Annotated in this window: 14 protein-coding genes and 1 tRNA gene; 9 read left to right on the forward strand and 6 right to left on the reverse strand. The window is 65.8% G+C overall.

What is annotated here, in order from left to right; all coding sequences use genetic code 11:
- The first annotated feature begins 91 nt into the window (after positions 1 to 91).
- The 8 genes from ABE483_RS11855 to dxs all read left to right on the forward strand — a co-directional run bounded on the left by ABE483_RS11855 (position 92) and on the right by dxs (position 7,760).
- Positions 92 to 167, forward strand: a tRNA-Phe gene (locus tag ABE483_RS11855).
- A gap of 107 nt (positions 168 to 274) precedes the next feature.
- Complete coding sequence (locus ABE483_RS11860) at positions 275 to 799, forward strand: hypothetical protein (RefSeq protein ID WP_123730687.1); 525 nt, start codon at positions 275 to 277, stop codon at positions 797 to 799.
- 125 nt (positions 800 to 924) lie between these two features.
- Positions 925 to 1,641 carry a hypothetical protein gene (locus ABE483_RS11865; RefSeq protein WP_346481748.1) on the forward strand — a complete coding sequence of 239 codons (717 nt, stop codon included), beginning with the start codon at positions 925 to 927 and terminating at the stop codon, positions 1,639 to 1,641.
- A gap of 123 nt (positions 1,642 to 1,764) precedes the next feature.
- Complete coding sequence (locus ABE483_RS11870; protein WP_313208997.1) at positions 1,765 to 2,304, forward strand: lipocalin family protein; 540 nt, start codon at positions 1,765 to 1,767, stop codon at positions 2,302 to 2,304.
- 167 nt (positions 2,305 to 2,471) lie between these two features.
- Positions 2,472 to 2,957, forward strand: a complete 486-nt coding sequence (locus ABE483_RS11875; RefSeq protein ID WP_123730685.1) for an LEA type 2 family protein — start codon at positions 2,472 to 2,474, stop codon at positions 2,955 to 2,957.
- 47 nt (positions 2,958 to 3,004) lie between these two features.
- Positions 3,005 to 4,798, forward strand: a complete 1,794-nt coding sequence (locus ABE483_RS11880) for an acyl-CoA dehydrogenase C-terminal domain-containing protein (RefSeq protein ID WP_123730684.1) — start codon at positions 3,005 to 3,007, stop codon at positions 4,796 to 4,798.
- A gap of 275 nt (positions 4,799 to 5,073) precedes the next feature.
- Complete coding sequence (locus ABE483_RS11885; RefSeq protein WP_088432555.1) at positions 5,074 to 5,733, forward strand: HNH endonuclease; 660 nt, start codon at positions 5,074 to 5,076, stop codon at positions 5,731 to 5,733.
- A gap of 116 nt (positions 5,734 to 5,849) precedes the next feature.
- Positions 5,850 to 7,760: a 1-deoxy-D-xylulose-5-phosphate synthase gene (dxs, locus tag ABE483_RS11890; protein ID WP_313218937.1), complete on the forward strand. Its 1,911-nt coding sequence runs from the start codon at positions 5,850 to 5,852 to the stop codon at positions 7,758 to 7,760.
- Between the two features lie 116 nt (positions 7,761 to 7,876).
- Here the strand turns inward: dxs and ABE483_RS11895 are convergent, their stop codons facing one another.
- The 3 genes from ABE483_RS11895 to ABE483_RS11905 all read right to left on the reverse strand — a co-directional run bounded on the left by ABE483_RS11895 (position 7,877) and on the right by ABE483_RS11905 (position 9,967).
- On the reverse strand, positions 7,877 to 8,437 hold the full coding sequence (locus tag ABE483_RS11895; protein WP_346481749.1) for a DUF3011 domain-containing protein: 561 nt from the start codon (positions 8,435 to 8,437) through the stop codon (positions 7,877 to 7,879).
- A gap of 167 nt (positions 8,438 to 8,604) precedes the next feature.
- A complete protein-coding gene (locus ABE483_RS11900) occupies positions 8,605 to 8,808 on the reverse strand; it encodes a hypothetical protein (RefSeq protein ID WP_313208993.1) in 204 nt (67 codons plus the stop codon).
- Positions 8,809 to 8,926: 118 nt separating this feature from the next.
- Positions 8,927 to 9,967, reverse strand: coding sequence for a linear amide C-N hydrolase (locus ABE483_RS11905; RefSeq protein WP_313219225.1), 1,041 nt, complete (start codon positions 9,965 to 9,967; stop codon positions 8,927 to 8,929).
- A gap of 283 nt (positions 9,968 to 10,250) precedes the next feature.
- Between ABE483_RS11905 and ABE483_RS11910 the strand changes: the two genes are divergently transcribed.
- Positions 10,251 to 10,529 carry a peptidase gene (locus ABE483_RS11910; RefSeq protein ID WP_346481750.1) on the forward strand — a complete coding sequence of 93 codons (279 nt, stop codon included), beginning with the start codon at positions 10,251 to 10,253 and terminating at the stop codon, positions 10,527 to 10,529.
- A gap of 12 nt (positions 10,530 to 10,541) precedes the next feature.
- On the opposite strand, the gene ABE483_RS11915 is transcribed toward ABE483_RS11910, so the two are convergent.
- The 3 genes from ABE483_RS11915 to ABE483_RS11925 form a co-directional block, all read right to left on the reverse strand.
- On the reverse strand, positions 10,542 to 10,790 hold the full coding sequence (locus tag ABE483_RS11915; RefSeq protein ID WP_313208992.1) for a hypothetical protein: 249 nt from the start codon (positions 10,788 to 10,790) through the stop codon (positions 10,542 to 10,544).
- 69 nt (positions 10,791 to 10,859) lie between these two features.
- On the reverse strand, positions 10,860 to 12,224 hold the full coding sequence (locus ABE483_RS11920; RefSeq protein ID WP_346463798.1) for a HAMP domain-containing sensor histidine kinase: 1,365 nt from the start codon (positions 12,222 to 12,224) through the stop codon (positions 10,860 to 10,862).
- Entirely contained in the window at positions 12,221 to 12,895 is a 675-nt protein-coding gene (locus ABE483_RS11925; protein ID WP_313208990.1) for a response regulator transcription factor, read from the reverse strand. The genes ABE483_RS11920 and ABE483_RS11925 overlap by 4 nt, the downstream gene beginning before the upstream one ends.
- Between the last annotated feature and the right edge of the window lie 60 nt (positions 12,896 to 12,955).

A 12,955-nucleotide genomic window follows, 5' to 3' on the forward strand; every position in this document is an offset into this window, starting at 1 on the left:
AAATGTGAAATTTTTTTCCCGAAACGCTTGCCGAACCCCTCATACCTCCGTATTATTCGCGTCCTCGCCAGCGGCAACGCAGCGATGAAGTGGCCGGGTAGCTCAGTTGGTAGAGCAGGGGATTGAAAATCCCCGTGTCGGCGGTTCGATTCCGTCCCCGGCCACCACAATTTCAGATGACCTGCAGAAATGCAGGTCATTTTTTTTGTCTGTTGTTCGGCGTCGCTACATCGCGCAGCGTTCAAGGAAGGAGGTTCCGCACATGGTTCGTGCTTTGTTCGCCGCGCTGTTCGGCAAACGTCCTGTTGCCTTCCACAGTACATCCCCGATCGATGTGACCGTGCTGCGCCTCAAGCAGTCGATCCAGCATGGCCCGCGCCTCTCTGTCGCCGGAATGCGCGGGAAGGCCTCCGCTCAACGGATCCGCCTGTGCTGGACGCGCCCGTTCGTGTCCAATTCTTTCAAGCCGTATTTCATCGGCCAGTGCATCCCCACCGAACGCGGCACGCGGCTTGAAGGTGCGTTCCAGATGCATCCCTTCATCCGCACCCTGATGATCGGCATGTTCGTCAGTCTGCTCATCGTTCCGCTGGTGGCGGTGGTGAAGCACTGGCAACACACACACGACCTCGCGCCTGCCCTGTTGGCCAGTCTGGCGGTGGTGCCTGCTGCCTACTTCATGGCCGGCGCGGTGCTGGTGATCGTCACGATCAGCCGCTGGGCCGCACGCGACGATGAAGCAATGATCGAGGCGGAGATCCATCGCGCGCTGCAAAGCGGGCACACCGCTCAGGGATGATTTCCGCGGGCGGGCCGTTGCGCGCCTTGCCGTCCATCGCCACGCGCTGGCATGCTCACCCGGCGGACAGGATCGTCTGCGGCCGCGCTTGTTCGTCCCCATGGCCGCACACACAGGGAGAGGTGATGTCCGAAAGCATCGAAGTGCTGCAGGCGCAGATCGCGCATCTGCAGCGAAACCAACGGCGACTGACGCTGGGCTGCGCAGCAGCCGGCCTGCTCACCATGGCCGCCTTGATGATGGGTGCAACGTCACAGCGCAGCGCCAGCTTTGATGTCATTGATGCGCAACGCATCAACATCAAGGAGCCTGACGGAACGTTGCGGCTGGCGATCTCCAATCGCACGCTGTTTCCTGGGGTGGTCATTCACAACAAGGAGCAACCTCATCTGCGCCCGATGGCAGGCATGCTGTTCTTCAACGATGAAGGCACGGAAAACGGCGGGCTGATCTACAACGGTTCGCTCGACAAGAGCGGCAAACCCTCCAGCGGCATGAGCCTGACCTTTGATCGCTATCAGCAGGATCAGCAGATGCAACTGCTGGGCGTGGATGATGCGGGGACACACTACGCAGGGCTGACCTTCAATGACGTTGCCGATGGCCTGTCCCGCCCGTTCTTCTCCGAGCGGGACGAAGCACTTCATCGGAAGGGCATTCCTGCGATCACCGAGCGCGTGTTCCTTGGCAAGTCTGATGCGCGCGATGCCATGCTGACCCTGCGCGATGGTCAAGGAAAGCCGCGGCTTGAGTTGGTGGTCACGCCCTCGGGAGATGCCAAGGTGCGCTTCCTGGACGAGAGCGGCAACGCCACGCGGGAACTCTCCGCTGACAGTCGGTAGCGCGGGTGCTGCACGCTGCCACGCGCACGTCAGCGACGTGGGACGGCCACTGCATGACGGAATATTCACAATTTCCGCTCAGCCTATGCCTAAGCTCGCTGCGTCTTGTGTGGAGTGTCGACAATGCGCAGCCGCTATCTGATCAGTGCCCTGCTCGCCCTTGCCGCCACCGGGTCGGCCTGGGCGGCCGCGCCGGTGACCTCGGTGGAGGCGCTGGACATGGGCCGCTATGCCGGCCAGTGGCATGAGATCGCGCACCTGCCGGTGTCGTTCCAGAAGAAATGCGTGGGCGACATCACCGCCACCTACAGCCTGCGTGCCGATGGACGGATCAGCGTGCACAACGCCTGCCGCGAGGCTGACGGGGATCGCGTGGCAGCAGATGGCGTGGCGCGCCCGGTCGAGGGCCATCCCGGCCGCCTGCAGGTACGTTTCGTGCCGGACTGGCTGTCCTGGGTGCCGCTGGTGTGGGCCGATTACTGGGTGATCGCGCTGGACCCCGGCTACCAGTGGGCAGTGGTCGGCGAGCCGGACCGCAAGTACCTGTGGATCCTGTCGCGCTCACCGAGCATGGATACCGCCCTGTTCGAGCAGCTCAAAGCCCGTGCCGAAGCAATGGGCTATGACCTCGCCCCGCTGCGGGTGATGGCGCCGCTGGACTGACCCGGCCCGGCCTCACCCCGCGCGCCGGGCCGGCCTGCCCCACGACTAAAAGCACGTGGCCCCGTCATCCCGGTGCCCTACCCTTGCATCTCGCTGCCGCAGGCAGCGCGAACACCATACGCCGTAGTATGCTCACACCCATGCAACACCCGCCTGAGGATTGCGCCATGTCCCACCGCTTCCGTCCCCGCCTCGCCTTTGCCCTGATCGTCATCGCCTCGCTGGCCCTGACCGCCTGCAACAAGACGGTCAAACGCGTTTCCGAGCCGGCCGCCAGCGTGCAGGAGTTGACGGTGCGTGCCGATGGCAGCTGGACGGTTGCGCTGCGCCTGCAGAACTTCAGCTCCATGCCCATGACCTTCGACAACGTCGCGCTGCAGTTGAAGGTGAGCGATGAGGATGCCGGCCAGCTGCAGCTGAAGCCCGCACTGTCAATTGGCGGGGTCTCGGCCGATGTGGTCAACGTGGACATCAAGCCGAGCTCGGGCGCCCGCCTGGTGATGGCCGATGCACTGGCCGGCAACCGCACCCTGGGCTATTCGCTCAAGGGCACGGTAAGCGCCACCCCGCAGGAAAAGAAGCAACGCACCTTCGAGATTGAAAGCCGCAGCACGCTCAACCAGGCCCCTGGCCTGCCCGGCGTCCTGCGCTGACCGGCGGGCTTTCCGCCACCCTTCGCCACTGATCGAGACTGTCCCCGATGAGCAGCTACACCGCCCCGCTTTCCGATATCCGTTTCGCCCTGCATGACGTGCTCAAGGTCGAGCCGCTGTTCGCGCGCCTTGGCCTGACCGATGCCACCGCCGATGTGGTGGATGCCGTGCTGGAAGAAGCCGGCCGTTTCAGTGCCAGCGTGCTGGCGCCGTTGAACAGCGTGGGCGATGAGATCGGCTGCGTCCTCGACCAGGCGACCGGCGAGGTCACCACCCCGCCGGGCTTCAAGCAGGCCTACGCCCAGTTCGTGGACGGCGGCTGGACCGGTCTGACCGCTGCACCGGAACTGGGTGGCCAAGGCCTGCCGCATACGTTGGGCGTGCCGCTCAATGAAATGATCAATGCCGCCAACCTGGCGTGGGGCAACTTCCCGCTGCTCTCGCACGGTGCGATCGAAGCGCTCAAGCAGCATGGCGAGGCCTGGCAGCAGGACGCCTTCCTCAAGCCGCTGATCGACGGCCGCTGGACCGGCACCATGTGCCTGACCGAACCGCATTGCGGCACCGATCTTGGCCTGCTCAAGACCAAGGCCGAGCCGAACGCGGATGGCAGCTATGCGATCACCGGCACCAAGATATTCATCACCGCCGGCGAGCACGACCTTACCGACAACATCGTGCACCTGGTGCTGGCCAAGCTGCCCGACGCACCGGCCGGGGCCAAGGGCATTTCGCTGTTCGTCACCCCGAAGTTCAAGGTCGATCGCGAGGGCAAGGTGGGCGAGCGCAATGCGCTGCGCTGCGGCTCGATCGAACACAAGATGGGCATCAAGGGCTCGGTCACCTGCGTGATGAACTTCGACGGTGCCGAAGGCTACCTGGTGGGTCAGCCGCACAAGGGCCTGCAGGCAATGTTCACCATGATGAACACCGCGCGCCTGGGCGTCGGCCTGCAGGGCATCGGCCTGTCCGAGCGGGCCTACCAGAACGCACTGAAGTACGCCCGCGAGCGCCTGCAGTCGCGTTCGCTGAGCGGTGCGAAAAACCCGGAAAAGCCGGCCGACCCGATCCTGGTCCACCCGGATGTGCGGCGCATGCTGCTGACCATCAAATCGCTGGTCGAAGGCAGCCGCCTGCTGGCCCTGCACGCGGCCACCCTGATCGACGTCGCCCACCACGCCGAGGATGCCGGCGAGCGCGAACGCGCGGACACGCTGGTGAGCTTCCTGACCCCGATCTCCAAGGCATGCCAGACCGAATGGGGTATCGAGAACACCTACAACGCGCTGCAGTGCTTCGGTGGCCACGGCTACATCCGCGAGCACGGCATGGAGCAGCTGGCCCGCGATGCGCGCATCACCACGCTGTATGAAGGCACCACCGGCATCCAGGCGCTGGACCTGATCGGCCGCAAGACCGCCTCCAGCCAGGGCGCGGGGCTGAAGCTGATGCTGGCCGAGATCGAGGCCTTCGCCAAGGCCAATGAAGGCAACGAAGCGCTGGCCGAATTCATTGCCCCGCTGCGCGCCAAGGCCGACGAGTGGGCCAAGCTGACCATGGCGACCCTGCAGCGCGCGGCCACCAACCCCGATGAACTCGGCGCAGCCAGCTTCGATTACCTGTTCTACTCGGGCTATGTGGTGCTGGCCTACTGGTGGGCCCGCAGCGTCGCTGCCGCCGAGGCCTCCGCGCAGAGCGACGCGTTCAAGCAGGCCAAGCGCGAGACGGCCCGCTTCTACTTCGCCCGCGTGCTGCCGCGCACCCTCAGCCACGCCGCCGCGATCCAGTCCGGCGCCGAACCGTTGATGGCGATGACCGACGCGCATTTCGGCGAAGGCTGATCGGCTGCCAGACCACCGACCAACGGTCGGTGGCTACCTGATTGCCGCGCAGGTGCCGACCGCCCGCCGGAATACCGACGCCTGATCGTCGGTAGGTACCGACCGTTGGTCGGCACCCCGATACACCTTCTGGAGAAAAGCCCCCTTGATGTTCAAGGGGGCGCGCCAACGGCGCGGGGTTAAGGTGGAATGCCTGTCCGAATCGTTACGAATCGGGTAAGGGCGCAAGCCCCTATACCCAATTCGTAACGATTCGGGTATAAGCTGTTTTCCCGATGGAGACAGACACTACACGCTTGGGTCTGATCGATACCGGAGCCTCGTCCGCCCCGGTCGCCGAGGTGTCGCCGATCGTTACGCTGCATCGGCCCGGCTCGGTGAGGTTATTGGCCCTGGACGCCCATGGGCGCGTACTCGACTGGATCAATTGGCAGGACGCCTCCTGCCTCTACGCGCGTGGCGCGGTGGCCTGGACCCTGGGCGACCCCTGCCTGCACATCCACGGCGGCATCTGCCGCACCACCGGCCTGCAAAGCGGCTTGGACCTGCACCCGATCATCGCCGCCCGCGGGCATGCGCGCTCCCGCGCGATCGACCCCACCCCGAATCTGTCCAATCCCGCGCTGTTCGCGCGCGATTCGCACCTGTGCCTGTACTGCGGGCAACAGTTCAACCGCCCGCAACTGACCCGCGACCACGTCATGCCGCTCTCCAAGGGCGGCCTGGACGTGTGGGAGAACGTGGTCAGCGCCTGCTTCCACTGCAACTCGCGCAAGAGCAACCGGACCCCGCAGCAGGCCAGCATGCCGCTGCTCGCCGTGCCCTATCGGCCGAGCTGGATCGAGCACATGATCCTGTCCAACCGCAACATCCTGGCCGATCAGATGGCATTCCTGAAGGCGCAGTTGCCCAAGCGTTCCAAGCTCTGCGCCTGAGCGCGCTGCGACGTTCTGTCGCAGCCTCCGTCACCGTTTACTCACTGAAAAGGCGGTTTGCTTGCCCCACCCTCATTTGGGGGGGAAAATAGGCGCTCAGAAGAAGCGCGATAAACATGATCGATTCCGCCCGCTATCCCCGCCTTGCGCGCATCCAGTCACCGGATGACCTGCGCAGGTTCGAAGAATCCGAACTGCCCGCGATCGCGGATGAACTGCGTGCCTACCTGATTGAGTCGGTCGGCAAGAGCGGCGGCCATTTCGGCGCCGGCCTGGGCGTGATCGAACTGACCGTCGCCCTGCACTACCTGTATCAGACGCCCGTCGATCAGCTGGTGTGGGATGTGGGTCATCAGACCTACCCGCACAAGATCCTGACCGGCCGCCGCGACGAGATCCACACGGTCAAGCAGAAGGACGGCGTCGCGCCGTTCCCCAAGCGCGAGGAAAGCGAGTACGACACCTTCGGTGTCGGCCATTCCTCCACCTCCATCTCGGCGGCGCTGGGCATGGCGATCGCACGCCAGGCCGAAGGCGATGACCGCAAGGTCGTGGCCGTGATCGGCGATGGCGCGATGACCGCCGGCATGGCTTACGAGGCGCTCAACCACGCCGGCGGCATGGAGCAGGAACCGAACCTGCTGGTGATCCTCAACGACAACAACATGTCGATCTCCGAGGCCGTGGGCGGGCTGACCAAGATGCTCGGCCGCGCCACCGGCAGCCGCACGCTCAATGCGCTGCGCGAAGGTGGCAAGAAGATCCTCGGCGACAAGAAGCACAACCCGACCGCGCGCTTCGTCAAGCGCTGGGAAGAGCACTGGAAGGGCATGTTCGTGCCGTCCACGTTCTTCGAGGAAATGGGCTTCCATTACACCGGGCCGATCGACGGCCACGACGTGCCGGCGCTGGTCGCCACGCTGAAGACGCTCAAGAGCCTGAAGGGCCTGAAGCTGCTGCACGTGATGACCACCAAGGGCAAGGGCTACGAGCGCGCCGAGGGTGACCAGATCGGGTATCACGCGGTCGGCCCGTTCGATCCGGACAAGGGCCTGGTCTCCAAGGGCGGGGCCAAGAAGCCGACCTATACCGACGTCTTCAGTGACTGGCTGTGCGATGCCGCCGCGGCCGAGCCGAAGCTGATGGGCATCACCCCGGCGATGCGCGAAGGTTCGGGCCTGGTGCGCTTCAGCAAGGAATACCCGGAGCGCTACTTCGATGTGGCCATCGCCGAGCAGCACGCGGTGACCCTGGCGGCCGGCATGGCCACCCAGGGCGCCAAGCCGGTGGTGGCGATCTACTCGACCTTCCTGCAGCGCGCGTATGACCAGCTGGTCCACGACGTGGCCGTGCAGGAACTGGACGTGCTGTTCGCCATCGACCGCGCCGGCGTGGTCGGCCCGGACGGGGCGACCCATGCCGGCAACCTGGACCTGAGCTTCCTGCGCTGCGTGCCGCACATGGTGGTCATGGCACCGTCCGATGAGGCCGAATGCCGCCAGATGCTGACCACCGGCCTGCGCTACGCCGGCCCGGCTGCGGTGCGCTACCCGCGCGGCAGCGGGACCGGCATCGCCGCCGGTACGGATCTGGCCACGCTGGAGATCGGCAAGGCCGAGCTGCGCCTGCAGGGCAGCCGGATCGCCCTGCTCGCGTTCGGCAGCACCGTGACGGCCGCCGAACAGGTCGGCCGCGAACTGGGCCTGACCGTGGTCAACATGCGTTTCATCAAGCCACTGGACCGGGCCCTGCTGCTGGAACTTGCGCAGCGCCATGAAGGCTTCGTCACCATCGAAGACAACGTGGTTGCCGGCGGTGCCGGCTCCGGCGTGGCCGAGCTGCTCAATGCCGAGAACGTGCTCAAGCCGTTCCTGCACCTGGGCCTGCCGGACAGCTTCCAGCACCATGCCAGCCGCGAAGACCTGCTGGCCGACGCCGGCATCGATGCCGCCGGCATCCGAAAGGCCGTGCTCAAGCGCTGGCCGATGCTGGTCAAGAGCGGCCAGACGCTCAGCGCCGCCGGCTGAATCACGGCGCGCCCCCACTGGGTGAGCGCTCAGGAAAAGCAGCGAGGCCGCGTCCCATCGACGCGGCCTCGTTCGTTTGAGCGCTCAGGGGGCGCTCAAACGCGGTGCACCGGCCATCAGTAGATCTGGAACTGGGCGCGGCAGCCGCCATCCACCCAGACGCCGGTGCGATCCCAGCCCCAGGTCCGCCCTTCGATACAGGCGTTACGCGAGGTCTGGCGGACCAGCCGCGCCTCGCGGCGGACATTGGCCACGCAGCGCTGACGGCGATGGTCGTTGGAATCGCAGGTCAGGATCTGGCCCCGGCCGTTGTTGCCGCCGCCGTTGTGGCCCCAGCCACCCCCACCGCCATTCCAGCGGCCGCCGCGGCCGCCCTCGGCGATGAACTCGGCCCGGCAGCCCTGCGTCACCCACACGCCGTTGCGTGCCTGGCCCCAGGTCTGGCCTTCAACGCAGGGCGAGCCGGAAATCTGCCGCACCAGGCGCGCGCGTCCCGGCAAGGCGCACTGCTGCGTCCGGTTCTTGATCGATTCGCAGCGCACCGGACCGCCGTTGTAACCGTCGTCGTAATAGCGGTCGTAGTTCTGCGCCGGGGCGCCGCCGGCCAGCGCCATCAGCGCCGGCACCACGGCCCAGCGCAATCGTCTGGCGGCCTGGGAAGGGCTCGTGTTCGACATGGGATCCTCGTTGCGTGTTGGGGGAGGCGCACAGGATCGGTGATCGTCCGGCGGCGCGACATAGGCCAGAAGTCGCTGATTTCATCCCCTATTTAGGTACCCGACGCGAGGCTGACTGGACGGACGGCAGGCGGTCACATCCGCACGGACAGCCTTGGATGGCCGGCTCAGCCGTAGCGGACGGCGTCCACGTAGGTCTCCAGCACCTGCACCCGGACGGCGCTGCTGTCGCCGGTCTCGGCATAGTGCTCGCGTGCCAGGGCATCGGCGAAATCGAAGGCGGTGGCCCCGCTTCGGAACGCAATCGGTGCGGATTTGGCCGGATGCACGACGTGCCAGCGGCGTTCGATGTGTTGCAGTTTGATCACCATGCGGATCGTTCCTTTGCGGCATGCCTGGGCGAAAAGCTCACGACGGGAGGGGTCCATCCCTCAGCAGGAACGATAGAGCAGGTTGAAGCCCGTTGTTATCGGATTAGTCTGATTTTGCTCAGCCGTCGGTGCCCAGGAACCGGAACGGTTCGGACGGCTGGAACCGGGGCAGCGCGTCGCCGGCGAATACATTGCGCTGGTCCGGCCCGAGGTCGAGTTTCAACACCGAAGCGCCGCGCGAGAAATCGGCCTTGTTGAGATCCACCCAGAAGGTATTGGGCGTCATCGCCGATTCAAAGAAATACAGCTTGCGCTTGTGGTCGGCCACCGTCCGCCAGCGCGTGGAGGAGATGTTCGGCTCGCCCGGCGTGGTGATGCCATACGGCACGGACACATTGCGGATCACACTGAACACACTGGCCAGTGCCACCACCGGATCCTCGCTTTTGGGAATCGCGTTGATGTAGAACTTCGCGCGGGCGAAGCGATCGGCCGAGCGGTTGGTGCCGGGCAGCATCACGGTGCCACCGATCTCCTGCCAGTACGCGTTGAGCGCCAGTTGCTGATCGAACACAGGCGAGTTGGTCATCACCTGATAGGCGCGATCGTGATGGATCACCTGCTTGCCGTTGATGTATTCCACGATGGCGCTGTCGCCGCTGGCGTCGGACAGGGACAGGTGCAGCGTGGCCAGCCGGGACTCGCCCGGCACCTTGTCCGTCACGATCGAAAACGGCTCGCGCTCAAGGGCGGCGACGGCCTCGGCAACGCTGGCGAAGTTGTCGAGCACGTATTGCGCCCACAACGAGATCGCCAATCCCGGTTTGCTGCCCCGTTGCTGCGGATACTGCGATTCTGCCAGCCACAACAGATTGGCTGACAACCCTGCTTCGTTGAGTCCATCGGTGGTGGAGATGTCATACCCGGTGGCGACCACGCTGCCGTAGCGCGAGGTCCAGCGGATCGAGCGAGGGCCGGCCTGGCCATCACGGTCGATGCCTTTGGGCAGCACCCACAGGTTGGTGGCCACATCGCTCTTCCAATCCATCGAGCGGGCCGTGATCACATCCTGGTTGTCGCCCAGGTACACCACGCGGGTGCAGGCATCGGCCTGGGCCGAGACACAGGTGAGCGCCGCAGCGAGTGCGATGTGACGCATCGAAAACAGTGTTTTCATGAGGTGCCTCCTGGCAGTGGTGCTGACAACCTCGCGTCAAACCTGATACCGGCGACGTCCATCCAGGCAGGTCGCACGCATCCTGCTTCAACGCATCATCGCGTTCCGCAGTGCTCGTCACAGACTGCAACGCAGCATCGGCAGAATCGCCCAGCGTCATATCAGCCCACGCGCGGTGATGGAGGAGTGAACCCTGCATCCTGCACGTGGCATCGACAGACCCGGCGCGAGACTGCCCGCGACCTCAAGCGCCTACGGAGCCTGCATGTCCATTCGAGCCGCCCTGCTTGCCCTGCTTCCCCTGCTCGCCGCCCTCACCGCCTGCGCCCATCCTTCGCCGTCACCCTCCTCGCCCACTGCAGGCGTACCCGGCGCGGACCGCGATGCGCATGGGTGCATCGGCTCGGCAGGCTACCGTTGGTGCCAACGCACCCAGCAGTGCGAACGCCCATGGGAGCTGGCCAGGGCCAAGGGGCTGGAGAACACCGCCGAGATCATCACCGCCTACTGCGCTGCGCCGCCGGCCGGGCCGGCGAAACGCTGATCCCACGCGGGATCAACCGTCCTTGTTCTTGCCGCCGAAATCGAGCGGCTTGCTGTCGCCGCCGCGATCGTCATTGAACCGGATGTTCAACTCATTGCAGCGGCTTTCGCGGCGGGCGACCTGCGTCGGCAGGTCCTTCACCTGCGGCGAATCCTCGCACTGCGGGCGCGAGGCGACATCGTCATAGGTGGCGCAAGCGGACAGGCCGGACAGGGCCAAGCCGGATACCACGATCACACCGAACAGCGAACGTCTGCGCATCGAACCGGCACCAGAAAGGGGGACGGGTCCGTTGTCCCACGATGCCCCGGCCCGATCACCTGCCATTGGTCATGCCGGGGACACCCCCGGGAACGGCCGCGGGTCCACCGGCAACACCACCAGGAACCGCGCGCCGCCGCCCGGGGCGCTGTCCACCGCGATGGTGCCGGCATGGCGCAGTACGATTTCGCGCGCCAGGTGCAGGCCCAACCCACTGCCACTGCCGCTGGGCCGCAACCGGTGGAACGGCTCGAACACGGACAGCCGTTCGGCCTCCGGCACGCCCGGGCCTTCATCACTGACCGACAGGCCCCCATCGTCATGCAGCGCCACGGCGATCATGCCGCGGCCGCCACCGTGGGCGATGGCGTTCTGCAGCAGACTGGCGATGACCCGGTGCAGCGCATGCGGATCCCCGCGGACCCAGATCGGCTGATCCGGAGCATCCACCGAAAAGCCGTAGCCGGCATCCACCACCAGTGGCGCGACATCGGCGGCCACGTCGCGGGTCAATGCGGAAAGATCGATACGCTGGGACTGGCTGCCGTGCCGGTCCAGCCGCTGCAGATCCAGCAGCTGCTCGGCGATGTTGCTCAGCCGGCTCAGGTCCAGCTGCAGGCGCGAACGCGCATCACCGGGCGGCAGATCGGCCAGGCGGGTGGCGAGGATCGCGATCGGCATGCGCAGTTCATGCGCTGCACCGGCGAGGAAGCGATCCTGCGCATCGTAGCTTTCGCCGATGCGGCGCACGGCCGCGTTGAAGGCGTCCACCAGCGGATAGATCTCCAGCGGCACCGCACGCGTATCCAGGCCGCTGCCGCGCTCGTTGACCTGGATCGCTGCGGCCTGCGCCGCCACGCGGTTGACCCCGCGCAGCGCGCGATGGATCACCCATGGCGCCACCACCAGCGTGATCACCAGCACCGGCAACGCGATCCAGCCGCCCAGATAGCGGAAGATCAACAGCAGCTGCCGCACGATGCTGCGTTCGGGAATGCCGCCTACCGCCACGTGCAACCGCCCTTCCGGCCGAACAACGACCACCACGCGCACGGCAAGCGCATCGGCATTGATGCGGGTACGGATGTCGGTCTGCTCGATCTGATCCAGCCGTGCCACCAACTGACGGTACTGCACGGGAACATCGCCATGTACCAGGCGTCGGCCACGCTCATCGGCCGCGGCGAACCAGAACGTCGCCGGCGGCCGTGGCACGGCCAGCGCTACCTTCGGCAGATCCGCCTCCAGTCCCTGGGCACCGAAGGTGATGGCCGATGCGATCTGGTCGCTGGTCTTCCAGTCGATATAGGCCGAACGGCGGTCGCCGTAGGTCAACACCATCGCACTCAAGGCCAGGGCGATCGTGGCCGCCTGGATCAGGCAGACCTTCCACACCAGGTTGAACGCCAGGGAATCGGGTTTGAGCAATCTCACGGCGTGTCCTTGAGCAGATATCCGATGCCGCGCATGACGTGGATCTCCACGCCCGCGTCGGCTTCCAGCAGCGCTTTGCGCAGCTTGGAGACGTGCGCATCCAGCGCATTGGATTGGATCGCATCGTCAAAGCCGTACACGGCTTCCAGCAACGAGGCGCGGCCCACCGTGCGCCCTTGCCGCAGTGCCAGTGCCTCGAGCACCAGCAGCTGCCGCCGCGGCAGCGCCAGCAGCACCTCGGACACGCGGGCTTCGCGCGCCACGAAATCGAACTGCAGCCGGCCCAGCGACAACACCGGCAGGGTGATCTGCGAGGGCCGCCGCGAGATCGCGCGGATGCGCGCGAGCAGCTCTTCGACCGCGAACGGCTTGGTCAGGTAATCATCCGCACCCACGTCCAGGCCGGTGACCCGATCGGCCACCGAATCGCGCGCGGTCAACATGATCACCGGCAGGTTGGGCACGCGCTCACGCGCGATCCGGACGAAGCTGGCACCGTCGCCGTCGGGCAGCTGCCGGTCCAGCAGCAGGATCTGATGGACGCCGGCCTTGAGGGCTTCATCGGCCTGCGCCATCGTGCCGACCACGTCGATCACCATGCCGTGGCGCGCCAGGCTGACCTGGATCGCGCTGGCCATTTCCGGGTCATCTTCCAAGAGAAGAAGGCGCATGGGGCGGTGCCTTGCGGGGTACGAAGGAGGCGATGGTACCGCGCAGCCGGACGTAACGTT

Source organism: Stenotrophomonas sp. TWI602, assembly GCF_039674045.1.
GTDB lineage: Bacteria > Pseudomonadota > Gammaproteobacteria > Xanthomonadales > Xanthomonadaceae > Stenotrophomonas.